This is a genomic window from Chryseobacterium cucumeris, from assembly GCF_016775705.1.
GTDB classification, from domain to species: domain Bacteria; phylum Bacteroidota; class Bacteroidia; order Flavobacteriales; family Weeksellaceae; genus Chryseobacterium; species Chryseobacterium cupriresistens.
In genome coordinates, this window is the sequence record NZ_CP068760.1 from 2,447,807 (window position 1) to 2,472,428 (window position 24,622).

Here is a 24,622-nt window from a genome sequence, read left to right on the forward strand (position 1 = left end):
GTACATTAAATATTTGGCATATTCAAAAACTATTTTGTACATTTGCAACCTGTTATTCAACCTCTGACGAAGAACGTGTAAGTTGCTTAGCTTTAACATTTTATTTTATTAATAATGGATTTATTAAAGTACGTACAAGACAAGTACATTGCGAAAAAAGAATTCCCTGAATTCAAAGCAGGTGATACAATTACTGTGTATTACGAAATTAAAGAAGGACAAAAGACCAGAACTCAGTTCTTCAAAGGAACAGTTATCCAATTAAGAGGTACTGGTTCTACAAAAACTTTCACTATCAGAAAAATGAGTGGTGATGTAGGTGTAGAAAGAGTATTCCCTATTAACATGCCTGCACTTCAAAAAATTGAAGTTGATAGAAGAGGTAGAGTTAGAAGAGCTAGAATTTACTACTTCAGAGACCTTAGAGGTAAGAAAGCAAGAATCAAAGACGCTGCTTACAAGAAGAAATAATTCAGACAACAATACATACAAAAAGAGGCTGTTTACTTATAAACAGTCTCTTTTTTTTGTGTAAATATTTTTACTTTTTATAGGGAGCTCCTTCTCCGGTTTCCAGAAATTTTTTCAGGCTGCCGAGAAATTGCAGCCAGCCATTGGAGCAGATCTCATAGCATTCAATATCCGGGTTCAGGCCGATATGGGTTAGTTTTATCTGAGTGCTTTCTTTATTTTCCTCTATTTGCCAGACAATTGTTGTCCCGATCCATTCTGTCTGGTTCTTTAATTCAGGAAGGGCAATCAATGAGTCTTCAACCAGCCAGACAATTTTTGTATTGGCAGTTAATTCTTTCACACGTATTGTTTTATGGATGTTATCTCCAAATCTTATGATAAAAAGATTTCCAGCCTCTGAAGATGAACCTTCAAACAATTCAGTCCACCAAAGGGGAATTTCATCTGTTAAAGCCTGATATACTTTATCTGCCGTGGTGTTGACCTCAAGTAGATGTACGTAGTTCTCAACACTATTTGTATTAATCGTTTTCATAAAATTATTGTATTGGTAGTACAATTTTATGAAATCTACTATAAACCAGGCTTTTCATAGGACAAGAAATATTATATGACACCAACCTTGTCAAGGTTTGCAAACCTTGACAAGGTTAACAATCGTACTTTTTATCAGTTGTACAAAAGGACTATTCATTCTTCATGAGATACTGCAAAGGAGTGGAACCTGTCTGCTTTTTGAAAAATTCAATAAAAGCACTGTCTGATGAAAAGTCCAGGATATAGGATACCTCTCCTATTGAATTTCCTTCCACCAAAAGTTCAATTGATCGCTGCAACCGCCACTGCTGTCTCCAATCCTGATAAGACAGTCCGGTTTCTTTTTTAAAAATACGGCTGATCGTTTTCTCCACCGCTCCTGTTTTTTCTGCAAAATCTTTTAGCATTGGAGGCATAGATTTCCGCAGTGTCCATTCTTCAGCTATTTTCGTAAAACGCTTATCCTGCGGCATTGTAAGTTCCAGTTTTTCTTCCGGAGCTTTACTCAATTCATCCCAGAATACTTTTAAAAGATTAGTTTGATCCTGTCTCAACCCTGACCATTCCCAGGAACAAATTCTTTCAATAATTTCTTTTAACAAGGCGTTGACATGAAGAACTTTCAGGCCATGTTTCATATATCTTTGGGAATATTTTTCATCAAAATAAATGGATCTGTAGGCCACAATATTTCTGAAATTCACACGATGAACTTCATGGGCAGGAATCCAAAGCATTCTGAACGGAGGGAGAACCAGCTGCCTGTCGGAAGTCGTTACAGTCATACAGCCTGATGGCGCATACAACAGCTGAGATTTCGTTGTGTGAAAATGAAAACCGGAGTCATGCATCACCATATCAGAGGTTATTCCAACTACTTTTTCAGGGATTGAATCAGCATCAAAGACGTCGTTTTGTTCCAGTACAGCCATGTCCTATTTTTGATATTTTTTGTTTTTATATCATTATAAATATACATTGATTTTTTGGAAACTTTGCAGAAAAAAAATGAAAAAGACAAATCCTATCTGGCTGCTGACCCTGCTTGTGATGCTTCCGCAGTTTGTGGAAACCATCTACAGTCCTGTTTTGCCAATGGTACAGGAACAGTTTGGAGTCCATGAAGAAACAGTTACCTTAACAATCAGTTTATATTTTATCGCATTTGCACTGGGTGTGGCATTTTGGGGAGTGCAATGCGACAGGATCGGAAGGAAAAAATCATTGGAATATGGTCTCATTACCTATGGGGCAGGAACATTGGCGGCTGTTTTTGCTCCTGATTTTATGGTTCTTCTGGGAGCCAGGATTATTTCTGCATTCGGAATTTCGGTGGGTTCCATTGTAACACAAACCATTTTAAGAGATACTTTTGACAAAGATAATCTCAGCAAAGTATTTTCCTGGATCGGAATAGGCTTGTCCATCAGTCCGGTAATCGGAATGGTTACAGGCTCAATACTGGCTTCCTCCGGCGGACATCAGAGCGTATTTATTACATTGTGTATCTTGAGTATACTTTTTTTACTCCTTTCCAGACAGAAAATTGCTGAAACTCATCATGTAAAGAAATCCATCAACTTGAAGACGTTGATCAACTTGTTGAAACGGATGCTGCTTGATCAGAGTATCATCAAGTGCTGCTTATTGATTATGAGCTTTAATGTCTTGCTATTTTCATACTATTCACTGGCTCCGTTTATCTTTAAAGAAAATCATTATTCCTCTTATGTTTTCGGGTACAGCAGTATAATACTGGCTGGCGGTACCTTCGTGGGAGCAAAGCTTAACAGATTTTTATTATTGAAGAATATACGGTCTGAATATTTAGTCAAAGCAAGTACCTTCTCCGCATTGGCTGCCTCTGTTTTTGTCTGGATTCTGACAGGTACAGGAATTTATTTTGTAATTCCCTACTTCTTTATTGTGATGGCATTCAGCATTGCAATTCCCAATATTTTAAGTACTGCATTGATTCATTATAAAAACGAAACAGGAAGCGCCGGGGCTTTATTAGGATTAATTTATTATGTTCTGATAGGTTTAGGATTGGTGAGTATTGGACTGATACAAAATCTGGGAATTGCGTGTGTCCTGTTTTCTGGAATTGGAGTTGGTACTTTATTGCTGTTTGGAAACAAAAAGAATTGATTTTGAAACATTAAGTTTAATGAAGGTGATAAGATTAGGTAAGTTTCATCAAAGATGAAAAATTAAGCAAAATGTATATAAAGCTTATTATTTTACTCACTTGCAAAAACTTAATGTTTCAAATATTTTATATTTTAAAATTAATTTATTGTATAAAATCATACAGTGCTTGAAAAAATTTAGGATATACTTCGATATGCGGAAGGTGCCCGACATTTTCAATCTCAACAAGCTTTGAGCCTGCAATCTCACGTTGGGTTTTCTTTCCCAATTCCTGATATTGCCCCATTTTAGGTTGAAGTTCTTTAGGAGCTCTGTCCTTTCCTATTGCGGTTCTGTCTCTTGTTCCAATAATAAGCAATGTCGGAACTTTTATATTTTTAAATTCATAACATACCGGCTGATTGTAAATCATATCCGAAGTAAGCGCTGCATCCCATGCGACCTGAGGATAATCTTTATGAAGAGTCCAGCCAGCAATTAAGTCAAGCCAGGGTTGATATTCTTCTTTCCATTTATTGTCGTAATAGAATTTCAGCTGATAATTTTTATAGGTTTCGGCTGTATTTTTAAGTTCAGACTGATAAGCCTGATCAATGGTCTGGTAGGCTGCAAAAGTTTTATAATCTTCCAGTCCGATCGGGTTTTCGAGAATCAGTTTCTGTACTTTTTCAGGATATAATAACGTAAATCTGGTGGCCACCATTCCTCCCATTGAATGTCCAAGTACGATGGTTTTGTCAATTTTCAGTTCATCCAGAACCGCTTTTGTATTTTCTGCAAGCTGTGAAAAAGAAAATTGGTAAGCATGAGGCTTTGAAGACTTTCCAAATCCTATCTGATCAGGAATCACTACCCGGAAACCTTTAGCAGAAAGGTCTTTTGCTGTTCTCTCCCAGTACGCTCCATTAAAGTTTTTACCGTGGAGAAGCATGACCGTTTTTCCGTTGGGTTTTTGCGGCTTTACATCCATATAAGCCATTTTCAAATCTTCACCCTGAGACTTGAAATTAAGAAAATGAACTTCGTAAGGATATTGATAATCAGACAGCATTGCATCCAGAGGTTTTACCTGTGAAAATATAAAACCGGAGACCGTTAAAGCAAAAGCGGACATTATATTTCTGAAATGTTTCATAAAACGTTTATTTAAAGATTAAAATTAAAAAAACCGCTCCAAAAGGAACGGTTTTAACTGTTATTTTTAGTTAATATTTTTCAGACCATTATGCCATTGAAACTTCTTTTTCCTGTTTTGAAGGTAAATTCATTAAAACAATTGCAAAAAGAATCAAGGCAATACCTACCCACTGAATGAAAAATACTTTCTCTCCCAGCAAAACGAAAGCCATGGTTACGGAAACCGGAAGTTCCAGTGATGAAACGATACTTCCAAGGCCCAATCCTGCATTGGGAAACCCAACATTGAATAAGATAGGCGGAATAATAGTTCCAAAAAGCGCCAGTACAAATCCATACGTGAGAAATATTGAATAATTAAATGAATGGATATGTTCTGTATTATCAGTAAAATTCAGGTATAATGATTTTAAGCCATCAAAATACATAGGCCCTATCTGGGCAAAGAATAAGAATGCAAAAACGACAACTGAACCACCCGCCAGCATAATAATACTCTTTCGGAAAACCGGAAGATGAGTAGCCAGCGTATTAGAGGTGAACATTGTTAAAGTATATGAAGCGGCTGCCATTAGCCCCCAGAATACTCCGTGCCAGTCCAGCTCTATTTCCATATTAATAAGATTGGTTGCCAGAACCGTTCCCAACAAAACGATAACCACAGAAACCACTTTTCTTGTGTTGGGAAGTTTTTTAGTTAGAATACTTTCTACCACCACACTGAACCACACCGACTGCATCAATAATACAATAGCAATGGAAACATTGATATATTGCACGGCAATATAGTAGAATAAACTTGTTCCGCCCAAAGAAGTTCCTGCAAGCAAGAGCATTCTTACTTCTTTAGAACTGGGCACCGATAATTTCTGTTTTGAGGTTAGGGTCTGAATAAAGTTCAGGATCAAAAGTCCCGTCAAACCTAATACGAATTGGGAAGTAGTTACTTCTGAGGTTGTAAAGCCATCATGATAAGCCATTTTTACAAAAGTGGCCAACATACCGTATATACTAGCTCCAATCCCTACAAATAAAACACCTTTTAGTATATTTTTCTTCTTCATAATTTTTTTAACAGCCTGCAAAGGTACAACATATAAATTAAATCATTCAGCAGTGTCATGGTGATAGATAAATAAAATCGCCACAAGCAAAGCTTGTGGCGATTTTTGAGATTGATTATAAAAGTAAATTATTTCTTAACCATTACTTTAGATGCAGCTTCAAAACCTAGTCCTTTGATTTTAACCATATAAGTTCCGTTGACAAGGTTGCTTGTAGAAATTGCTTTCTTGGCATCCGGTGAGATTTTATCTTCTGAAGAAACCAGTTTACCAGACATATCATACAATTCTACGCTTACTTTTCCAAGAGTATTGCTTGGGAATTTAATATAGAATTCATCTTTGGCCGGGTTTGGATAGATAGAAATGTTGTTGTTCTTATCTGCCTTTACATCATTGGTAGCCAATAAACATGCTTCCGGAACGTTAAAGTCCTGAACCTGATCATTAATATTATTTTTAGCTCCTGCTGATGCATTCACTCCTAAACCTCTTCTTGCAAAAACTCCCCAGATCATACATTTATCCTGTCCCTGAGTTGTTGCCATCTCAGCTGCCAATATTGCATTTCTTCCATCAATAAAGCTAGGATTACAGCCCTGAAGTTTAAGAGCGTCTGTTACTAACTGTAATACTTTTGTGCTTCCGTTAGGGGTTGTTGACAGTACATCTGAAGCATAACCGTATTTTTCAACATATTTCCAGTGAAGATCCCATAACATGGTTGCCCAGACAAAACCAATAGAGTGTACATCCGGAACAATTGCTGATCCGTTATTGTATTCCATTCCGTTGGTATTTCCGTATGTAAATCCGTTAACCGTCATGTTGGTAGAATATTTTGCAGGTCTGATACCACCACCTGTTATAGGCTGACCTATTGCATAAGTACCAGTACCTCTCGCTACTGTAGCATCGTCTCCTGCTTTGTTTGTCAGCATTAAAGCAAAGAAATCAGACCATCCTTCTCCCATCTGTTCCTTACTCACGCCTGAATTCAGACAGTTGTATCCGGTACCGGTCATTCTGTTGGATATTCCGTGGCCGTATTCATGGGTTACGATTCCGTTATCAAAACTTCCGTCAGGAGTCTGGTTTCCTTTTAGAGTAACATTTACTGTTGTACTTGCTGCAAGGTGAGTTTTGATATATTCCCCTTCTGCATTGGTAATCAATACTGAAGGGATTGTAATTGTAGGGTCATTACCCGCCATATTTCCCAGAGTAGAGCCATTGGTCACGTTATTATATATAATGGCCGCTTTAGCTCCGGCATCCTGAAGATTTTTCACTTTTACAGCAAAAGCACATGTTCCTCTCTCAACAAGTCCTATTTTATTAGTCAATGAGCTTGCAGGTAAAGCCGTACATCCGTCTAAAACTGATGAAAGTGCAACATCTCCTGTCAGGCCGTTCATTGGTAGTGGATTACCGAACTGTGCAGTTCCTGCTCCCGGTGTTCGGGAAACAGCAACACTTGGTGCATTATAGAAAAATACTCTTCCAACCGGAGACCAGAGATACATTTGCATTCTTCCATTATAACCATCCTGCCCTGAAGAGAAATTCGCATTATTTAATCCGCTTCCATCCTGCGCCTCTGCATATACAGAATCATCATCTCCTCCAACAGGTCCGTTACCAAAATTGTTCTGCTGGAAATTTCTGGCAGATTCTGTAAATCCAAATTTATAGAAAACGTCGTGAATTCTGTTATTCAGATAAAATAAATTTGTAATAGCAGCATTTCTGTTATTTAACGGAGTTTCATTGATGTTAAAAGGGAAATCAAAATTTCTTGTTGCTCCTCCGTCTGCCGGAGTTCCTGTAAGATAATCAGGTGCAGTTAAAGCAGTTCCAGCCGAATCTTCATAGGCAAAAACGTTATTTCCTCTTGTAATCGTGTAATGATTGGTTCCGTCAGAATGCCATCCTTCAGGAGAAGCACTCAGGATCCAGGGGTTGGTAATAATAGATCTTGAACCAAAAGTTGGTGCTTCAATAGGTAATGGAAATACATTATATGATGCATTATCCGGTAGAAGTAACGGAATATTATTCTGTGCTAGGTTATTCTGAGGTCCCACCAGGGTATTTTCAAAGTGATCGGCATGGCTATATTCCGCATCTGATGAATAAGCATCGTGATGAAAATTACAGGATAACGTAAGATTACTTTTTAACAGGATATTTCCATTATTGGCATCTACTACAATATTCCAGTAATTGGGAGACTTTGGCTCCATTAAGGTATATTCATATGCCAAACGGAGGTTTCCGCTTTCATCATTTGCGTATACCAATCTTTGATTGGCTGAAGTCGCTTTCTTCTGAGTTTTTTCAAGATACTCAAGAATAGTGAAGTTTGCTATCTCAGGATTTTTCAGATCTTCAGCAATCTTCTGAAGCGCTGTACTTTTACTGATTGCAGCTGTACCAGATGTAGATGCAGTATAATCTTTTACAAAATTATCGGTGTAGTAAACAATTTTATTGTCCTGAATCAATGCTGTTCCTACAGAGCTGTATATTGGCAAACCATTATACGTCTGTAAAAATTTAACAACATTACCATTCAATGATTTTGACAGATCTACATTATCAATAATGATATTATTAAGATCAGACTTTTTATATTCCCTGATTTTATTTTGAGAAATATAATCTTTAATGAGTTTTTCATTATCCTGTCCGAATAATATTGCCGGAAATGCAGAAAATACTGCAAATAAAATAGGTAAAGCTTTGTTTTTCATATCCATTATTAAAGGCGCTAATCTACAAATAATTCACATAACTTTAATACTTTTTATATTAAAAATTAAACATAAATCAAGACAAATAAAGAAAAAATACTTTAAAATCAATTTACATATTTCTCAATTATGAGAACCATGCATTATATTTATACGTACCACATTATGTTTACCGTATGTTTAATTCTTTTTCATACAAACATTTTCTTTTTATAAGTCATTTTAATGAATATAAATTTCTGCCTACAGAAATCTTCTTTTACTGTTTTATCTGATAGTTTTTGTTTCCGTACTGTCTTATTACACTTGTATGTTCCTTGCCGTATAGCCATAAAAAAAGCCGCTCAAATGAGCGGCTCTTATGTATTATAATGGTTCAAAGATTATTTACCTTCTTCCATTTTTCTTTTCAACTCTGCTAATGCGTCGATGTCTCCAAGAGTAGATCTTTCTTCGTTGTTAGAAGAAGAAGTTACGTTTCTAGAAGAAGCTTCTTTTACGTTTTTCTTCTCTTCGTCTCTGAAGATACCTGTGTGAGATACTACTACTCTCTTGAATTCTTTGTTGAATTCGATTACTTTGAACTGAGCCTCTTCACCTTTTTTGATTTTAGATCCATCTTCTTTCTCTAATAATCTTGAAGGGCAGAAAGCTTCAACCTCAGCATCCTCGAATTGAACAGAAGCTCCTTTATCGTGAACTTCTACAGCTTTACCAGCGTGGATAGTTCCTTCAGCATATTTAGTTTCGAATTTATCCCATGGGTTTTCAGTCAATTGCTTGTGACCTAGAGATAATCTTCTAGCCTGAATATCTAATTCAAGAACTACAACATCTAATTTATCACCTACTGCGCAGAACTCAGATGGGTGCTTGATTTTCTTAGTCCAAGAAAGATCAGAGATGTAGATTAATCCGTCGATACCTTCTTCTAACTCTACGAATACACCAAAGTTAGTGAAGTTTCTTACAGTTCCTACATGCTGAGATCCTACCGGATACTTAGCTTCGATGTTTTCCCATGGATCTTTAGACAATTGCTTGATACCAAGAGAAATTTTTCTTTCTTCTCTGTCTAAAGTTAATACTTCAGCTTCTACTTCATCACCTACTTTTACAAAATCTCCAGCAGATCTTAAGTGAGTAGACCAAGACATTTCAGAAACGTGGATTAATCCTTCAACACCTGGAGCGATTTCTACAAATGCACCATAGTCAGCAAGAACTACTACTTTTCCTTTTACTTTGTCACCTACTTTCAAGTCAGCAGAAAGAGCATCCCAAGGATGAGCTTCTAATTGCTTCATACCTAATTGGATTCTTGTTTTCTCATCATCGAAATCAAGGATTACAACTTTTACAGTTTGTCCGTCCTCAAGGATTTCAGATGGGTGGTTCACTCTAGACCAAGAAAGGTCTGTAATGTGGATCAATCCATCTACACCACCTAAGTCAATGAATACACCGTAAGAAGTGATGTTCTTAACAGTACCTTCAAGAACCTGTCCTTTTTCAAGCTGAGCGATGATTTCTTTTTTCTGACCTTCGATATCTGCTTCGATCAATGCTTTGTGAGATACCACTACGTTTTTGAACTCAGGGTTGATTTTCACAACTTTGAACTCCATAGTTTTTCCTACGAACTGATCGTAATCTTTAATTGGCTTAACGTCAATTTGAGAACCAGGTAAGAATGCTTCGATTCCGTGAACGTCAACGATCATACCACCTTTAGTTCTTGATTTAACAAAACCGTTAACGATTTCTCCAGTTTCGTGAAGTTCGTTTACTTTATCCCAAGCTTTAAGCGTTCTCGCTTTTCTGTGAGATAACTGTAATTGTCCAGTTTTGTCTTCTCTCTTGTCAACCATTACTTCTACCTCGTCACCTACTTTCAGGCCTTGGTTGTAACGGAATTCGTTTAGAGAGATAACACCTTCAGATTTGAAGTTGATGTCTACGATAGCTTCTTTATCAGTTAATCTTACAACTTTACCAATTAGAACGTCGTTATCGTCTAAGTTGTTTAATGATCCGTTGTAGATTTCTTCTAAATCGCTTTTTTCTTTTCTCGCATCTGCATCAAGACCTGATTCGAATGAATCCCAATCAAATTGTTCTGGTGCTACATTTTGGTTTAATAAAACCTCTGCTGAATTTGTCTCTTTTGACATTTTCTAATAAATTTGTATTCCTTCTTTTTTAACGGTTTGAATAAATGCAGATTAAAAAATACGGAAGTAATTAATTTTAAGTAATTTACTCTTCAAACCTTTTCGCCACAAAAGTGGGTGCAAAGATATGAATTTTATTTAAAATAAGCAATAGATTTTGCCAGGCTAATATTTAACTTATATATTTAAAAATCAACACCTTGATTAAAAGGATGCTTCGACTGAGCTCAGTATGACATTCTAATACTAACCGTCTTACATTCAGAATTAAGCAATATCCGATGTCATAATGACCATACACTGAAAATTTACAAGAGGCATCAATAAGCAGAAGACAAAAATGAGATTCTTCATTTCGCTGCGCTTCATTCAGAATGACAGTAAGACAGAATTAAAGAAGGACCACACTTTCCAATCCTTCTCAAACTCTCCTACTCTCAAATCCTCAAACTCCAAAATTCACTACCTTTGCAGCATGGAATTACAGCCGATCTATCAAAAACTGCAGATTCAGGATATGAATCAGATGCAGAAATCTACTTATAAAGCGTCTGAAAGCAATACAGACATTGTCTTACTCTCTCCTACAGGATCCGGGAAAACGCTGGCCTTTTTATTTCCTGTTGTCAGAAATCTGAAAAAAAATGTTCAGGGTGTTCAGGCTTTGATACTGGTTCCGGCAAGGGAACTTGCTTTACAGATTGAGCAGGTTTTTAAATCCATGGGAACAGATTTTAAAGTTTCTGTATGCTATGGAGGACATGACAAAAAAATTGAGGTTAATAATTTAATTGAAGCTCCGGCTGTATTGATCGGAACTCCGGGAAGAGTTGTTTACCACTTGAGAAATAATAATTTTGATCCGAAAACAATTAAGACTCTGGTTCTTGATGAATTCGACAAAGCTCTGGAACTGGGTTTTCATGATGATATGGAATTCATTTCCAATTCTTTAAAAGAACTTTCTCAGAGAATTTTAACATCTGCCACAGCTATGGATGAAATTCCCACGTTTACAGGCTTAAAAGATGAAAAAGTAATCAATTTCCTTAAAGAAAATGATGTAAAACCGGATCTCCAGCTGAGAAAAGTGATGACTATTCCGGAGGAAAAACTGGATACACTTTTCAATCTGGTTTGTAAAATCGGAAACAAAAGAACCCTGATCTTCTGCAACCACCGTGATGCTGTAGACCGTATCTCTGAACTTCTTCATCAGATGGGAATAGACAGAGAAACCTTCCATGGCGGTATGGAACAGGATGAAAGAGAACGTGCGCTGCTGAAATTCCGTAATGATTCTGCAAGAATTCTTATTACTACGGATCTTGCTGCCCGCGGACTTGATATTCCTGAGGTAGAATCGATTGTTCATTATCAGCTTCCTCCAAAAGAAGATGCTTTCATCCACAGAAACGGACGTACCGCAAGAATGAACGCCAAAGGTTTTGTCTACCTGATCATGACTGAAGAGGAAAACTTCCCGTTCATTAAAAACAATACTCCTGAAGAAAACGTTGCCGGATTCACTAAAGTTCCGCAAAAAACACCTTTCCAGACGGTTTACATCAGTGCAGGAAAAAAGGATAAAGTAAACAAAGTGGATATTGTAGGATATCTGTTAAAGAAAGGAGAGCTTCAAAAAGAAGATGTGGGAATTATCGAAGTAAAAGATACGACATCATATGTTGCCGTCTCCAGAAATAAAGTAAATGCCCTTTTAAGAAAGCTTCAGAACGAAAAACTGAAAGGTAAGAAAGTAAAAATGGAGATTGCTTATTAGACCTCTCACTCTACACTTTATTGTCATTGCGAGGGGCACAGCAACGAAGCAATCTGCCCTCCCCGCAATGACATAATATTATTTAATTCCTTTCACTCTCAGAGGGAAAGTATACACTGACCTGGAGGCAGTAATGAAAAGAATATCATTGTTTTTACCGCCAAAAGTGACATTGGAAGTCCAGTCTTCAGGAATCGGGATGTGATAGATCTTCTTCCCGGAACTGTTGAAAACATGCACTCCTTTTCCTGTCAGGTACAGGTTTCCGTGTTTATCCATCGTCATGCCATCTGACCCCATTTCACAGAACAGTTTTTTCTCAGATAATTTTCCTTCTCCCAATATATCATAAACGTAGGTTTTTCCGGCATCAATATCAGATAAGTACAATTTCTTTAGTTTTTCACTCCCAATAATACCATTGGGTTGGGTGAAAGTTTCTAATTGGGTAACTTTTCCCGATTTATCTCTGTAATAAAGACTTTTATGTTGAATTTCCTGTTTAAAACCAACCCAGTAATCTCTTTCATACAAAGGATCTGTAAAGTACATTCCTCCAAATTCATCATTCCAGACATCATTGGGGCCGTTCAGCCTTTTTCCTTCGAAACCTTTTAGCAGAACTTCTACTTTTTTGTCTTTGGATATCTTCCATATCTCACCCTGATCGTCTGAACAGGTAATCAAATACCCATCTTTGTCAAAGTGTGTTCCGTTTGCCCTTCCTGTTTTATTCAAAAACTCTATCACCTGATTGGTTTTCCAGTCCCAATAATAAATCTTATCATTAGGCTGATCGGTGAAATAAACATTCCCTTCTTTATCTGCTGATGGTCCTTCTGTGAAACTGAACTTGTCCGAAACCTTTTCCGGCTGCACTCCCTCATAAAACATTTTACTATAATTTACTGATTGACAGTTTACCAATGCGAAAACCAAACCAATCATACCTATTTTAAGTATATTCTTCATGCTTCATTTTTAAAGTTGCAATTTACGATATGACCTAGAGGTTTCAAAATATTTTCCCGTTTTGATACAATAAAAACAACAGATACAAAATGTCCTAATTATCCTATTTTGGAAGTAGATCATATTAGTAATGAAAAGATATAATCCGGAGCTTTGCAGTAACAGAATCAATCACTTTTTCATGGAACAGTCAATTTGAAAATAAGATTGGTCAGGATGAAAATTGTACTAAAATACTTTTATAGCATATAACAATGAGCGCAGAGTCCAACAATATCAAGTCTTTGGAAATTGAAAATGAAGATTTCAGAAATTCAGTGGGAACCATGGATGAAACCGGTAAAAGGAAGTGGATTTTTCCCAGAAAGCCCAAAGGAAAGTATACCAACTACAGGAATTACACCAGCTATTTTCTTCTTACTTTATTTTTCGGACTGCCGTTTGTAAAGATCAATAATAATCCTTTTCTGCTGATCAATGTCATCGACAGGAAATTCTTTATTCTCGGACAGCCGTTTTACCTGCAGGACTTTTTTATTCTTGCTTTAGGGGCGGTAACCTCCGTCATTTTTGTGATGTTATTTACTGTCGTTTTCGGAAGAATATTCTGTGGGTGGCTATGCCCGCAGACGCTTTTTATGGAAATGGTCTTCCGTAAAATCGAATACTGGATCGAAGGAGACCGGAATAAACAGATGAAGCTGGACAGACAGGAATGGGATGCAGAGAAAATAAGAAAAAGGTTGACGAAATGGTCTGTTTTCCTTTTAATTTCATTGATTATTTCTCATTTTATGTTCATGTATATTGTGGGCTACGAAGAAGTTTTCCGTATTATGAGTGAAGGACCTGAAGCCAACTCACTGAAGTTTATCGTTATGATCTTTTTTACCATGACGTTCTATTTTGTTTTCGCATGGCTTCGTGAGCAGGTTTGTACGCTGGTTTGCCCTTACGGAAGGCTGCAGGGTGTATTGATCGACAAGCAAACGATCAATGTATACTATGATTTTAAAAGAGGAGAAGGCCGTGCAAAATGGAGAAATAACGAAGACAGAAAAGCAGCAGGAAAAGGAGATTGTATAGACTGTAACCAATGTGTTGTGGTATGTCCTACAGGAATCGATATCAGAAACGGACAGCAGCTGGAATGTGTAAACTGTACAGCCTGTATTGATGCCTGCGATGAAGTTATGGAGAAAGTTGGCTTACCTAAAGGATTGGTCCGCTATGCTACGGAAGCAGAAATTGAAAATCAGGACAAATTCCGGTTTACTCCAAGAATGAAAGCCACAACTGTTATCCTTGCCTTGTTGATTGGGTTCCTTGGGTTTTTAATGTATGACCGTGGTTCTATGGAAGCCAAATTCATCAAACCTGCAGGTTCTACATTTTTTATTAAGAACGGTAAAATCACCAATACTTTTATCTATACCCTTCTGAATAAATCAAACGAGAAAAAGATGCTTACCATCAAAGTGATCACTCCAACGAATGCGGAAATTACCTATTTCGGTTCTGAAAAAATTATTTTGAAAGGAGATCAGATCCTGAAAGGAAACATCAACATTTCCTTTCCTGAAGACGAAATTAAATTCTCAAAACAAAATATGGTCATCGGAGTATTTGATGAAAAAGGACAGCTGGTAGATTCGTTTGAAACTACTTTTGAAGGACCGTTTAAGTTGGCTCTTTAGGTGGCAGGTAGCGGGTAATAAGTTATAGGAAGTAGGAAAAGTAGTTGATATTTCCCATTCCCCTCCTCTGGAGGAGCGGGATGGTTTTCCAACGCATTCCTCCCCAACCTTAAACTTTGAATTTGGAACTCATTAAGCCTTATATTTCCTCATAAACTGCGTGGGAGTCATTCCGGAGCTTTTCCGGAATACTCTTACAAAGTAGGAATATTCTTCGTATCCCAGTCTAAAGGCAATTTCCACCAAACTCTCGTCGAGATACATGAGCATTCTTTTGGCTTCCAGCACTACCCTTTCAGTAATGACATCAGTTGCTGTTTTTTGAACAACAGTCTGGGCAATCCTGTTCAGATGTTTGGATGAAATACCTAACAAAGAGGCATAATGCGTAATGGACTTGTGTTTTGTGAAGTTTTGTTCAATCAGATTTTCGAAATCCTGATAATGTTTAAAATAAGAAAGTCCGGCAGCAGAATCCATTGTATCAAAATCTTTTGAAAACAATCTTGCAGCATTAATAAAAATCTGAGACATTAGTGATAAAATCAGACCTTCTTTCATAATGTTTTTAGCCTGATGCTCTTCTCCCAGTTCTTTAAATAAACTCATGTTTTTCTTCAATTCCTGAGCGTTCAATTGTAGTTTTCGCGGGAAAGATACGGATCCGAAAAACGGAAAATTTCTGAGTTTCTGATTCACATAATGCATTTCATAAAATTCCTGGGAACAAAAGAAAATGTAACCGTCTATATCTTCCGAAAGCTCCCAGCTGTGAATCTGTCCCGGTGACAAGAAGAAAAGACTTCCTTCAGAGACTTCATATCTTTGAAAATCGATCTCATGCACTCCTGTTCCTTTGGTAAAGAGAACTGCTGCATAGAAATCATGTCTGTGAGGCTTCTCTATATGACGATGTCCCAGCACCAAATGACTCTTCATGGTGTTAAAATAAAAATCTGAAGTATTTTTACCCGCCTGGAAAAGATCGATATGAAGAACGGAGATCGGATTCATTGATAAATATCTTAAGGATTCACAAATTTAGATAAAAAGAACCGGTAATAGCTGCTCTTCTTCTCTGTGATGACCAAATGGCTGTTTTGTGATGATTTTACATCTTTATTTTTCCTTTAAAACAAAGTCTGACCGCACTTTTTACAATATATTTTGGATGAAACTTTAAAAAATTTTTATCTTTGAAGTTTAGGAGTTGTAAAATGAAAATAAATTTACCTGATAAGCTGTATTATTCTATAGGAGAAGTTGCGAAAGCATTCGATGTAAACACTTCATTAATACGTTACTGGGAACAGGAATTCCCTATTATCAAGCCTAAAAAAAACAGAAAAGGGAACCGGTATTTCACTCCTGAAGACATTAAAAATCTTCAGATGATCTACCATCTCGTAAAAGAAAAAGGATATACCCTTGACGGAGCCCGTATCGCTCTGACCACCAACAGTAAAATTTCCGAAACCATTACTCTGATCGACCGCCTGGAGTTTGTAAAAGCTGAACTGATCAAGCTGAAAGAGTCTTTAGGAGAACGGGAAGAGGATTAAATGCTTTGAAAATATAAAACCTCCGCTGCAATGAATTGCAGCGGAGGTTTTTATTGATAGTAACACATGGCAAAACCAATGATTCATTATTGCTTTTTGTCCAAAATTATTCTTCTTTCTTAAAACTCACCACCAGATATTCTCCGTTTGAACAGTATTTCTTACAGCTGTCATCTTTAAAGTTTTCAGGCTTTTTGGTGTACTCTTCAATATACCTCGCACTTTCAGCTGTATCAGCCGGAACTATAACAATATGGTAATTGTCAGCCACTGTACTATCGGCTTTTTTTAATGCCTCTTCCTTGTATTTCAATGCTTCAGTGTAATTCATATTCATGATCAATTAATAAGGTTAATAAGTATGATGAAAAAATTACAAAAACCAAGCCGTTTGAAGAAATGCTATATAAAAAGCAATCAAGAATTTCAGTATCAATTACGAAATTATATCGCATAAAAGACAATATTCCCACCACCTTTTAAACCATAAAACACTTTCTCTTTATCATATTTAACCATTTCATTATCAGCTATTGCAGTGCTTTATTTTTATTATTACGTTTACTATATGATGAGAAAAAACTATTACCGGAAACTGGCATTGATGGTCACATTGCTGACTGTTTTATTAGCCTATCAGAAATACACCAGTCGTGAAAAAGAACCTTTTCCTGAAGTTACCTTTATTAAAGATTCTTCAATACGGGATCTATCAGATTTTGATCCTAATCAACTGGACAAAGAACAGTGGCTGAAACTTGGATTTTCAGAGAAACAAACTGCTACTATCCTTAAGTATAAAGATATGATAGGAGGAAAATTTACTTCAAAAGAGCAGTTGAAAAAATGTTATGCTATTTCCGAAGAGAAATTCAGTGAACTTGCCTCTTTCATCTTACTTCCTGAAGTAACAGAAAAAAAGGATCCAAAAGGATTCTCTTCCTACGGAAAGAAAGAAATTCTGGTTTCAGCGAAATTCAATCCTGATCAGTTTTCTGTCCACGACTGGCTTAAGATGGGTTTCAGTGAAAAGCAGGCAGAAGCTATTATAAAGTATAAAAATTATCTCGGGGGAAGTTTTATCAGTAAGGAAAAGTTTAAAGAATGCTTCATCATTTCCCCGGAAAATTACAGCAAAATCGAACCTTATCTTTTGCTGCCGGCAAAAACTCCGGAAAACTTCAGGAATTTCGCGAAGGATAATCCTGTAAAATCCAGAATTCAATATCATATTTTTGATCCTAATCAACTGGACTTAGAGGGCTGGAAAACACTTGGATTCTCAGAAAAACAAGCAATCACAATCCTCAATTACCGGAACCGGAATTTAAGAGGAAGCTTTAAAAGCCTTGACGATCTGCAGAAATGTTTTGTGATTTCTGCTGAGAAATTTCAGGAAATGAAACCTTATATCAAACTTCAGGAAAAACAGCAGGAAAAAACAGACTTTTCAAAAACAGACCTTAATACCATTACGTTTAAACAGCTTATAGAATTCGGACTGGATGAAAAAAGTGCAGGTTCAATCATTGGTTTCAGAAAGAAACTGGGAGGCTTTATGAATAAGCAGCAAATTCTAAGTACTTACAACATCGATCAGGACCTGGTTCAGAAACTGATTTCAATAGCGCCATTGAATACATCAGATGTTCCCCGGTACTCATTAGTAAATGCACCGGAGGAATGGCTTAAAAATCATCCTTATTTCAAGTACTCAGCAGATAAAATCATATTCTACAGGATTAGTAATCCAGATGATAAAAAAATATGGAAACTTTTAAAACTGAAACCTGAGTATGAAGAAAGAATGAAATTATATGTAAAATAACGTGACAACAAGAAGTTGACATAAACTCTTCCAAAATAATATTCCGGAAGAGTTATACTGTAAATAATGTCCTACATTTTAGTGATGCATATAACTGCCTGGTCCGTTAGTTCCTTCAATAGATTCCGGTAGAATTCCATATTTATTCCTTAAATCTACTGTTCCTAATTTTTTCCCGGAATTAATATCAATGATACTAATCGTACCGGAATTTAAGTTAGGAAGATCCAATAGATTATTCTGTACTGCTACAACATCTTTTCCTGACTTGGTTTTAAAGAAAGCCATATGATGCGCCCCTCTGTCAGCTTCAAAAGTCTTCAAAAGCTTTAGCTGGGGAAGATTATTTATATCAAAAACAAGCACTCTTCCAGGATCTGCAAAACTTACATAGAGCTTGTTTGTATCATCAATATACATTTCAAGCGCCCAGCCTAATCCTTGTGTACTTCCGTCAAAAATCTTGGTAAAAGCATCATATTTTTTGGTTGCGGTATTGTATGGGGCAATCCAGATATCACCGCCAAGCATTGTTGTAGCAAGTGCATATTGTGGAAATTTTCCGCGAAGTAACAACACCTCAACCGGAGCGGACAAATCTGCTGGTGAGTCTGCTACCTGGTATGTTTCCTTGATTTCATAGGTATTCAGATCTAACAAAGTACAGGTATTTCCCATTCCTGTCGTAAGATCAGGGTGAATGGTAGAAGTCACCATCATTAATCCTTTTTCCTCATTAACGGAAATGCCATGCGGATACATGATAAACTTACCGGGATTAACCTGAATGGGAGCTTTAATCGTTTTGATAAGCTGATTATTATTAGCATTAAAAACGCCAATACTTCCGTCTTTCGGACCTCCTGCCCCACCCATAAAGGTCATAAAATATCTACCGTCATTTGTGAAAAACAAGTTTTCACCTACTGTATTCTCGCCCGTATCAATAGGAGTTGCACTGATTAATTTCGGCTGTCCGTATTGGTCTTTATCCGTTTTTATTTCATAGAGATAACTGCCTCCCAAAGCAGTGGTGAACATTTTTTTTGCATCCAGATTGTAATAAATATGATGGGGCAATACCCCATTACCCAATTCAAGCTTACTGCTGATGTTTCCAAAATTCGGAGCTTCAGGATCAAGTTCTATAACGGCTATTCCGTCTGATGACCCTTTTATGCTTCTGTAATCAATGTAAAACGAGGTATTATGAGGATGATCGGGATTGTGGTTCTCATTCAGGCAACCCGTGGATATTACCAGAATAACAAACAAGAACACTGAATTCATTTTTAATTTCATGGTTTTGTGATTATCATTGTTAGTATTATAAATATAAAACATTTCCAATGAAAACAAAAACATATTACACTAATATGTGAAAAATAATAAATGACATTAAAAATAATGCTTCCTGTAGTTAATACAAGGAAGCATGAAATTAAAACCGTTAAAGTATCTTGGATATTTTTAATCAAATGTTTTACTGGAATCTACCAGCAAAGAGTTTAAGGTATTAAGCTCCTCATCAGTCATATCTCTCCATTTCCCTATCGGCAGATCAAGTTTGATATTCATAATACGGATTCTCTTGAGTTTTTTAACTTCATACCCCAGATATTCGCACATTCTCCGGATCTGTCTGTTCAGTCCCTGGGTAAGGATAATTCTGAAATTCATTTCATCAATCTTCTCTACCTCACATTTTTTAGTCACAGTATCAAGGATAGGAACTCCATTTCTCATTTTCTCCAGGAATTTTGGAGTGATCGGCTTATCTACACGAACCAGATATTCCTTCTCGTGATTATTTCGAGCTCTCAGGATTTTATTGACAATATCACCGTCACTCGTTAATAGAATAAGCCCTTCACTAGGTTTATCCAGTCTTCCGATAGGAAAAATTCTTTTCGGGTGGTTGATATAATCTACGATATTATTTTTTTCACGTTTGGTATCGGTAGTACAAACGATTCCTACCGGTTTATTAAAAACGATATACACAGGTTTTTCCTGAGGCTCTCTGATGGGTTTTCCGTCTACTTCTACGAGATCCTCATCAGAAACTTTGGTTCCCAATTCAGGAATTTTCCCGTTTATCTTAATTCTGCCTTCCTCCAAAAGTTTATCTGCTGCTCTTCTCGAACAGTACCCTGCTTCTGATAAATATTTATTAATACGTGTCTTTTCCATTAGTCTTTTCCGTAACCGGTATAATTTTTATTGCTGAAAAGGGTAATTCCATAGCTCAGCCCTATGAAAAAACCGTCAGCTCCGTCTTTCAGCCGATGTGATTCAAAAACAATTCCTCCTTCCTGGCTCAATCTTTTTGAATAGGAAACCTGCATTCCCAGTCTCCCGCCCCAGAATTCAGTATCTGAAACAGCAGAGTGATTAAGCTGTTTTCCATAATTAATATCGATATAAAAAGGTCTTTCGCCCGGAGAAAAAATAATCTTTGGTTGAATAACCCAATAAATCAGATGATAATTATCCTGGATAAAACTATATTTAAATCCTGTTCCCAATGCAAAGTTAGGAAGAAAATTATATCCACCCACAGCAGTAATCCCATAAGTAAGATTTCCTAATGAAGATCTGTTTTCAATATACTGCGAATTGCTGGTCTGGTTCTTCTTATTAATATTAAATCCTACATTCAGAGAAGGATTGAAGTAAAAATCCATTTTTGATTTTCCAGTTTCTGTATCCTGAGAAAATGCTTTACAAAAAGAAAATATTAATAAGAAAATGGATAATTTTATTTTCATAGGCTTTCGAATCTGTACTCGTTATTCAGGAACTGATCTGTAGCATCTTCAATGGCATAATCACCAATTTTGGTACGTCTCAGCTGTGTCAGATAAGCTCCTACTCCCAGTTCCTGCCCGATATCATGAGCCAGACTTCTGATGTATGTTCCTTTTGAACAGCCTACCATGAAACTCACCAAAGGAAAATCGATTTTTATGTCTTTGATATAATGGATGGTTGTTTTTCTTGCCTTCATTTCCACTTCTTCACCTGCTCTGGCAAGATTGTAAGCTCTTTCGCCATCAATTTTAATCGCTGAATAAACGGGTGGTTTCTGTTCAATTTCCCCAACAAATTTTTCCAGCACTTCTTTTACCTGTTCTTCAGTAATATGAGAGATATCCTGGTGAAGAATTTCAGGTTTTTCGGTATCATAGGATTCTGTCTGGACACCGATCTTGATCTCTGTCCAATATTCTTTGGGAGCATCCTGAATTTCAGGAATTTTCTTTGTAAATTTTCCACAGCAGACGATAAGAAGCCCGGTTGCTCTGGGATCTAAAGTTCCGGCGTGTCCGATTTTAAATTTCTTGGGAAGATCAAATTCCCTTTTAAGTTTATATTTCATTTTATTGACAGCCTGGAAGGAAGTCCAGTCCAAAGGTTTGTCCAATAAAAAAATGTATCCTGATTTCAGTTCTTCAGCAGTCATGAATGAGTATAAAAGATTTCTTATTTAAAGAAATAGAAATAAATCAACAGAGCTATTCCTACAAAAATACGGTACCAGCCCCAAGGTTTGAATCCATATTTGTTAAGCACACCAATAAATGCTTTAATGGCAATAAGTGCTACAATAAATGCAACGATATTTCCAATTACAAAGATCATAATATGATCCTGTGAAGACATAATCATTTCATATCCTTTCTGCGGATTTGCGGTTTCTTTTCCCCAGGTCTTAACAAAAACTGAGTACACGGTTACAGCAAGCATGGTAGGGACTGCAAGGAAAAAAGAAAATTCTGCAGCAGCCTTTCTGGTAAGGCCTTGTGCCATTCCTCCAATAATAGAGGCCGCACTACGGCTTGTTCCCGGCATCATCGCAAGACACTGCCAGAAACCAATGGTAACAGCATTTCTTACGGTAATTCCTTTTTCATCATCAATTTTAGGATTCCTGAACCATTTATCTGCAAACAATAAAACTACACCACCCAACACCAATACAGAAGAGATCGCAATCTGGTTCCCAAGAACGGCTTCAATTTTATCATCGAATAAATACCCCAACACCAAAGCCGGAACTACAGCAAATGCAAGTTTAAAATAAAACTGAATATTATTTAAGTCAAAAAACTTTTTCCAGTATGCCACTACGACAGATAGAATAGCTCCAAACTGAATAGACACCTGAAACATTTTTAAAAATTCTGTTTCTTCCAACCCCATAAGATTCGCAGTAAATCCCATATGTGCTGTAGAGGAAATCGGAAGATATTCCGTCAACCCTTCTACAATGGCAATAATAATTGCTTTGATTAAATCCATATTCTTTTAAAAATTAAAAAGATTAAAAGATTTAAGAATTAGAAAAATCAGCTCATTGGCTTACATCTTTCAATTCTTAAATTTTTTAATCCTTAAATAAAATTATTTTATTTATTTTCTTTTTAAGATCGCGTACACTTCTATTGCAAATCCTATAACAACAAACAAAGGTGCTATTCTGATTCTTCTGATAGAAAAGATCCCGTCATTCCATGAGTTAGGATCAAATTTCCCGTCTACTGTATTGGCATCAGGTCCCATCATAAGTAGAAATCCTACTACAATGAAGGCTAGTCCGATCAGCATCCATTTGAAATTCTGCTGTCCGAAATAGAAAGCGTTTTCCTGTGGTACTTCAGCTTCATGCCCGTAGTCTGAAGCAGAAAATTTATTTGTTTTTTTGCTCATTATTAAGAGTAATATAAATCGTCAACGTTTGATTTCAAGAACCTCCATGTAGCGAAAATGGTACTTAAGACAGAAATAAAAATTCCAACACCCAGTACCAGGATTACTAACCAGAAGTACTGGTTGTTGTCCTGTACGAAAGCAGAACCAATCTGACTGGTGAAATAATACCAGACTCCGCCCAAAGCGAGAAGACCTATTACAGAACCGATAGCTCCTAAAATAATAGCTTCCACAATGAAAGGTTTAAGGATAAATCTTCTTTTCGCTCCTACCAGCTGCATTGTTTTAATAATAAATCTCTTTGAGAATATTTTCAGACGGATAGAGTTGTTGATCAATACAACTGCCAATATCAGGAACAGGACTGAAAATCCTAAGATCCATTTCAGGATTCTGCTCAGGTTATTGTAGACATCTACCATCAGAGTACTGTCATTTTTAACATCAATAATTCCGGGAACGGATTTGATTTCTTTAATAGCTTCATCAATTTTTGCTGGATCTACGAACTCCGGCTTTAAAGCCACTTCAATAGAAGAAGGGAAAATATTTTCCTCAAACAATGCATCACTGTCGATTCCCATACTTTTCTTGGCTTCTTTTGCCGCCATTTCTCTTGAAATATAAGTCGCTTTTTTTACAGGAGCTAATAACTGTACCTTTTTAAAAGTTTCTTCCTCAAGTTTTGCAATTTTTACAGAATCTTTAGCGTCATAGTTTTCATCAAAGTAGGCATTCACTACCAACTGTTCTTTGATATAGTCAGAATACTTCTGGGCATTAATCAGAATAAGCCCCATTAATCCTAACAAAAATAACACTAAGGCAATACTTATCACTACTGTAATATTGCTGGACCGAAGCCTTTTCTTATTAAATTCATCTACAGATTTAGCCATTAATATTAAAATTTTTGGCTAAAATAGAAAAAATCTTCCGAAATTTGGGACGAAATAAAGAAAATCACTGTTAATAAAATCATAAAAAACTTTGAGTGTAAAAGCAAAAAAACATCTTGGACAGCACTTCCTGACAGATGAAAATATCGCAAGAAAAATCGTAGAAGGTCTTAGTTTTGAGAGCTATAACAACATCATGGAAGTAGGTCCCGGAATGGGCGTTCTTACCAAATATCTTCTTGAAAAGGATCAGAACATTTACCTTGCAGAAATAGACACGGAATCTATAGAATATCTGAAAAACAACTATGCAAAAGTAACTGAAGAAACTTTTGTAGGTGATTTTCTGAAGCAGGATTTCAGTTTTATCAAGGATGATCAGATTGCGATCATTGGTAATTTCCCTTATAACATTTCGTCACAGATTCTGTTTCAGATTGTAGACCATTACCAGCTGATCCCGGAAATGGTAGGAATGTTCCAGAAAGAGGTAGCGGAAAGAACGGCGGCTGTTCCGAGAACTAAAGATTATGGTATTCTTTCTGTTCTGATACAGGCTTATTATGATGTATCTTATATGTTTACGGTACATGAAAATGTCTTCAATCCTCCTCCAAAAGTAAAATCGGGAGTCATCAGGCTTACAAGAAACCCTAAAGAAGGGCTTGCGGGCAATGAAGTACTGTTTAAACAGATCGTGAAAACAGGTTTCAACCAAAGAAGAAAAAAGCTTTCCAATGCTTTAAAAACACTCAATATTCCTGAAGCCTTGAAAGGGCACGAATTTTTAGATAAGAGAGCAGAAGAACTGAGTGTAGCAGATTTTATACACTTTGCCAATCTGTGGAAAGAAAATCAATAAAACAATC

At 36.5% G+C, this 24,622-nt stretch carries 23 protein-coding genes; 7 read left to right on the forward strand and 16 right to left on the reverse strand.

Features of this window, described 5'->3' with window-relative positions; genetic code table 11:
- Positions 1-114: 114 nt before the first annotated feature.
- Entirely contained in the window at positions 115-471 is a 357-nt protein-coding gene (rplS, locus tag JNG87_RS11075) for a 50S ribosomal protein L19 (RefSeq protein WP_002980648.1), read from the forward strand.
- 70 nt (positions 472-541) lie between these two features.
- Here the strand turns inward: rplS and JNG87_RS11080 are convergent, their stop codons facing one another.
- Together JNG87_RS11080 and JNG87_RS11085 are read right to left on the reverse strand one after the other, a co-directional pair.
- The gene (locus JNG87_RS11080) at positions 542-1,009 is read right to left on the reverse strand and encodes an SRPBCC family protein (RefSeq protein ID WP_202838498.1); all 468 of its coding nucleotides are present in this window, start codon (positions 1,007-1,009) and stop codon (positions 542-544) included.
- 151 nt (positions 1,010-1,160) lie between these two features.
- Entirely contained in the window at positions 1,161-1,943 is a 783-nt protein-coding gene (locus tag JNG87_RS11085; protein WP_202838499.1) for an AraC family transcriptional regulator, read from the reverse strand.
- 76 nt (positions 1,944-2,019) lie between these two features.
- On the opposite strand from JNG87_RS11085, the gene JNG87_RS11090 reads away from it, so the two are divergent.
- The gene (locus JNG87_RS11090) at positions 2,020-3,162 is read left to right on the forward strand and encodes an MFS transporter (protein ID WP_202838500.1); all 1,143 of its coding nucleotides are present in this window, start codon (positions 2,020-2,022) and stop codon (positions 3,160-3,162) included.
- A 145-nt stretch (positions 3,163-3,307) separates the two neighbouring features.
- On the opposite strand, the gene JNG87_RS11095 is transcribed toward JNG87_RS11090, so the two are convergent.
- The 4 genes from JNG87_RS11095 to rpsA form a co-directional block, all read right to left on the reverse strand.
- Positions 3,308-4,300, reverse strand: coding sequence for an alpha/beta fold hydrolase (locus JNG87_RS11095; RefSeq protein WP_202838501.1), 993 nt, complete (start codon positions 4,298-4,300; stop codon positions 3,308-3,310).
- Positions 4,301-4,388: 88 nt separating this feature from the next.
- On the reverse strand, positions 4,389-5,366 hold the full coding sequence (locus JNG87_RS11100; protein WP_202838502.1) for an EamA family transporter: 978 nt from the start codon (positions 5,364-5,366) through the stop codon (positions 4,389-4,391).
- Between the two features lie 128 nt (positions 5,367-5,494).
- The gene (locus JNG87_RS11105; RefSeq protein ID WP_238349567.1) at positions 5,495-8,122 is read right to left on the reverse strand and encodes a T9SS-dependent M36 family metallopeptidase; all 2,628 of its coding nucleotides are present in this window, start codon (positions 8,120-8,122) and stop codon (positions 5,495-5,497) included.
- A 383-nt stretch (positions 8,123-8,505) separates the two neighbouring features.
- Positions 8,506-10,296 (reverse strand): 30S ribosomal protein S1, encoded by a 1,791-nt coding sequence (rpsA, locus tag JNG87_RS11110; protein WP_137905342.1) that lies wholly within the window; start codon positions 10,294-10,296, stop codon positions 8,506-8,508.
- A 475-nt stretch (positions 10,297-10,771) separates the two neighbouring features.
- Here rpsA and JNG87_RS11115 point away from each other — a divergent pair, with 475 nt between their 5' ends.
- Positions 10,772-12,079, forward strand: coding sequence for a DEAD/DEAH box helicase (locus JNG87_RS11115; RefSeq protein ID WP_202844275.1), 1,308 nt, complete (start codon positions 10,772-10,774; stop codon positions 12,077-12,079).
- A 78-nt stretch (positions 12,080-12,157) separates the two neighbouring features.
- On the opposite strand, the gene JNG87_RS11120 is transcribed toward JNG87_RS11115, so the two are convergent.
- Positions 12,158-13,051: an SMP-30/gluconolactonase/LRE family protein gene (locus tag JNG87_RS11120; protein WP_202838504.1), complete on the reverse strand. Its 894-nt coding sequence runs from the start codon at positions 13,049-13,051 to the stop codon at positions 12,158-12,160.
- Positions 13,052-13,305: 254 nt separating this feature from the next.
- On the opposite strand from JNG87_RS11120, the gene ccoG reads away from it, so the two are divergent.
- Positions 13,306-14,748, forward strand: coding sequence for a cytochrome c oxidase accessory protein CcoG (gene ccoG / locus JNG87_RS11125; protein ID WP_202838505.1), 1,443 nt, complete (start codon positions 13,306-13,308; stop codon positions 14,746-14,748).
- 132 nt (positions 14,749-14,880) lie between these two features.
- On the opposite strand, the gene JNG87_RS11130 is transcribed toward ccoG, so the two are convergent.
- The gene (locus JNG87_RS11130) at positions 14,881-15,762 is read right to left on the reverse strand and encodes an AraC family transcriptional regulator (RefSeq protein ID WP_202838506.1); all 882 of its coding nucleotides are present in this window, start codon (positions 15,760-15,762) and stop codon (positions 14,881-14,883) included.
- 203 nt (positions 15,763-15,965) lie between these two features.
- Between JNG87_RS11130 and JNG87_RS11135 the strand changes: the two genes are divergently transcribed.
- A complete protein-coding gene (locus tag JNG87_RS11135; protein WP_062671077.1) occupies positions 15,966-16,310 on the forward strand; it encodes a MerR family transcriptional regulator in 345 nt (114 codons plus the stop codon).
- Positions 16,311-16,416: 106 nt separating this feature from the next.
- On the opposite strand, the gene JNG87_RS11140 is transcribed toward JNG87_RS11135, so the two are convergent.
- Positions 16,417-16,641, reverse strand: coding sequence for a hypothetical protein (locus tag JNG87_RS11140; protein ID WP_202838507.1), 225 nt, complete (start codon positions 16,639-16,641; stop codon positions 16,417-16,419).
- 237 nt (positions 16,642-16,878) lie between these two features.
- Here JNG87_RS11140 and JNG87_RS11145 point away from each other — a divergent pair, with 237 nt between their 5' ends.
- Positions 16,879-18,138, forward strand: a complete 1,260-nt coding sequence (locus tag JNG87_RS11145; RefSeq protein WP_202838508.1) for a helix-hairpin-helix domain-containing protein — start codon at positions 16,879-16,881, stop codon at positions 18,136-18,138.
- 78 nt (positions 18,139-18,216) lie between these two features.
- Here the strand turns inward: JNG87_RS11145 and JNG87_RS11150 are convergent, their stop codons facing one another.
- The 7 genes from JNG87_RS11150 to JNG87_RS11180 all read right to left on the reverse strand — a co-directional run bounded on the left by JNG87_RS11150 (position 18,217) and on the right by JNG87_RS11180 (position 23,753).
- Positions 18,217-19,428 (reverse strand): hypothetical protein, encoded by a 1,212-nt coding sequence (locus JNG87_RS11150; protein WP_202838509.1) that lies wholly within the window; start codon positions 19,426-19,428, stop codon positions 18,217-18,219.
- A 180-nt stretch (positions 19,429-19,608) separates the two neighbouring features.
- The gene (gene rluF / locus JNG87_RS11155) at positions 19,609-20,331 is read right to left on the reverse strand and encodes a 23S rRNA pseudouridine(2604) synthase RluF (protein WP_110009312.1); all 723 of its coding nucleotides are present in this window, start codon (positions 20,329-20,331) and stop codon (positions 19,609-19,611) included.
- Entirely contained in the window at positions 20,331-20,825 is a 495-nt protein-coding gene (locus JNG87_RS11160) for a hypothetical protein (RefSeq protein ID WP_202838510.1), read from the reverse strand. Before JNG87_RS11160 ends, rluF begins: the two co-directional genes overlap by 1 nt.
- Positions 20,826-20,905: 80 nt before the next feature.
- On the reverse strand, positions 20,906-21,604 hold the full coding sequence (gene truB, locus JNG87_RS11165) for a tRNA pseudouridine(55) synthase TruB (RefSeq protein ID WP_110009310.1): 699 nt from the start codon (positions 21,602-21,604) through the stop codon (positions 20,906-20,908).
- Between the two features lie 20 nt (positions 21,605-21,624).
- Positions 21,625-22,443 carry an undecaprenyl-diphosphate phosphatase gene (locus JNG87_RS11170; RefSeq protein ID WP_202838511.1) on the reverse strand — a complete coding sequence of 273 codons (819 nt, stop codon included), beginning with the start codon at positions 22,441-22,443 and terminating at the stop codon, positions 21,625-21,627.
- Between the two features lie 111 nt (positions 22,444-22,554).
- Positions 22,555-22,851: a DUF3098 domain-containing protein gene (locus JNG87_RS11175; protein ID WP_110009308.1), complete on the reverse strand. Its 297-nt coding sequence runs from the start codon at positions 22,849-22,851 to the stop codon at positions 22,555-22,557.
- 2 nt (positions 22,852-22,853) lie between these two features.
- Positions 22,854-23,753: a cell division protein FtsX gene (locus tag JNG87_RS11180; protein ID WP_110009307.1), complete on the reverse strand. Its 900-nt coding sequence runs from the start codon at positions 23,751-23,753 to the stop codon at positions 22,854-22,856.
- Between the two features lie 91 nt (positions 23,754-23,844).
- Between JNG87_RS11180 and rsmA the strand changes: the two genes are divergently transcribed.
- Positions 23,845-24,615 (forward strand): 16S rRNA (adenine(1518)-N(6)/adenine(1519)-N(6))-dimethyltransferase RsmA, encoded by a 771-nt coding sequence (gene rsmA, locus JNG87_RS11185; protein ID WP_110009306.1) that lies wholly within the window; start codon positions 23,845-23,847, stop codon positions 24,613-24,615.
- The last annotated feature ends 7 nt before the right edge of the window (positions 24,616-24,622 follow it).

Bases quoted from the DNA above. Each gene is read 5' to 3' on its own strand.
- rplS (WP_002980648.1), top strand. From the start codon at position 115: ATGGATTTATTAAAGTACGTACAAGACAAGTACATTGCGAAAAAAGAA.
- JNG87_RS11080 (WP_202838498.1), bottom strand. From the start codon at position 1,009: ATGAAAACGATTAATACAAATAGTGTTGAGAACTACGTACATCTACTT.
- JNG87_RS11085 (WP_202838499.1), bottom strand. From the start codon at position 1,943: ATGGCTGTACTGGAACAAAACGACGTCTTTGATGCTGATTCAATCCCT.
- JNG87_RS11090 (WP_202838500.1), top strand. From the start codon at position 2,020: ATGAAAAAGACAAATCCTATCTGGCTGCTGACCCTGCTTGTGATGCTT.
- JNG87_RS11095 (WP_202838501.1), bottom strand. From the start codon at position 4,300: ATGAAACATTTCAGAAATATAATGTCCGCTTTTGCTTTAACGGTCTCC.
- JNG87_RS11100 (WP_202838502.1), bottom strand. From the start codon at position 5,366: ATGAAGAAGAAAAATATACTAAAAGGTGTTTTATTTGTAGGGATTGGA.
- JNG87_RS11105 (WP_238349567.1), bottom strand. From the start codon at position 8,122: ATGAAAAACAAAGCTTTACCTATTTTATTTGCAGTATTTTCTGCATTT.
- rpsA (WP_137905342.1), bottom strand. From the start codon at position 10,296: ATGTCAAAAGAGACAAATTCAGCAGAGGTTTTATTAAACCAAAATGTA.
- JNG87_RS11115 (WP_202844275.1), top strand. From the start codon at position 10,772: ATGGAATTACAGCCGATCTATCAAAAACTGCAGATTCAGGATATGAAT.
- JNG87_RS11120 (WP_202838504.1), bottom strand. From the start codon at position 13,051: ATGAAGAATATACTTAAAATAGGTATGATTGGTTTGGTTTTCGCATTG.
- ccoG (WP_202838505.1), top strand. From the start codon at position 13,306: ATGAGCGCAGAGTCCAACAATATCAAGTCTTTGGAAATTGAAAATGAA.
- JNG87_RS11130 (WP_202838506.1), bottom strand. From the start codon at position 15,762: ATGAATCCGATCTCCGTTCTTCATATCGATCTTTTCCAGGCGGGTAAA.
- JNG87_RS11135 (WP_062671077.1), top strand. From the start codon at position 15,966: ATGAAAATAAATTTACCTGATAAGCTGTATTATTCTATAGGAGAAGTT.
- JNG87_RS11140 (WP_202838507.1), bottom strand. From the start codon at position 16,641: ATGAATTACACTGAAGCATTGAAATACAAGGAAGAGGCATTAAAAAAA.
- JNG87_RS11145 (WP_202838508.1), top strand. From the start codon at position 16,879: ATGATGAGAAAAAACTATTACCGGAAACTGGCATTGATGGTCACATTG.
- JNG87_RS11150 (WP_202838509.1), bottom strand. From the start codon at position 19,428: ATGAATTCAGTGTTCTTGTTTGTTATTCTGGTAATATCCACGGGTTGC.
- rluF (WP_110009312.1), bottom strand. From the start codon at position 20,331: ATGGAAAAGACACGTATTAATAAATATTTATCAGAAGCAGGGTACTGT.
- JNG87_RS11160 (WP_202838510.1), bottom strand. From the start codon at position 20,825: ATGGATTTTTACTTCAATCCTTCTCTGAATGTAGGATTTAATATTAAT.
- truB (WP_110009310.1), bottom strand. From the start codon at position 21,604: ATGACTGCTGAAGAACTGAAATCAGGATACATTTTTTTATTGGACAAA.
- JNG87_RS11170 (WP_202838511.1), bottom strand. From the start codon at position 22,443: ATGGATTTAATCAAAGCAATTATTATTGCCATTGTAGAAGGGTTGACG.
- JNG87_RS11175 (WP_110009308.1), bottom strand. From the start codon at position 22,851: ATGAGCAAAAAAACAAATAAATTTTCTGCTTCAGACTACGGGCATGAA.
- JNG87_RS11180 (WP_110009307.1), bottom strand. From the start codon at position 23,753: ATGGCTAAATCTGTAGATGAATTTAATAAGAAAAGGCTTCGGTCCAGC.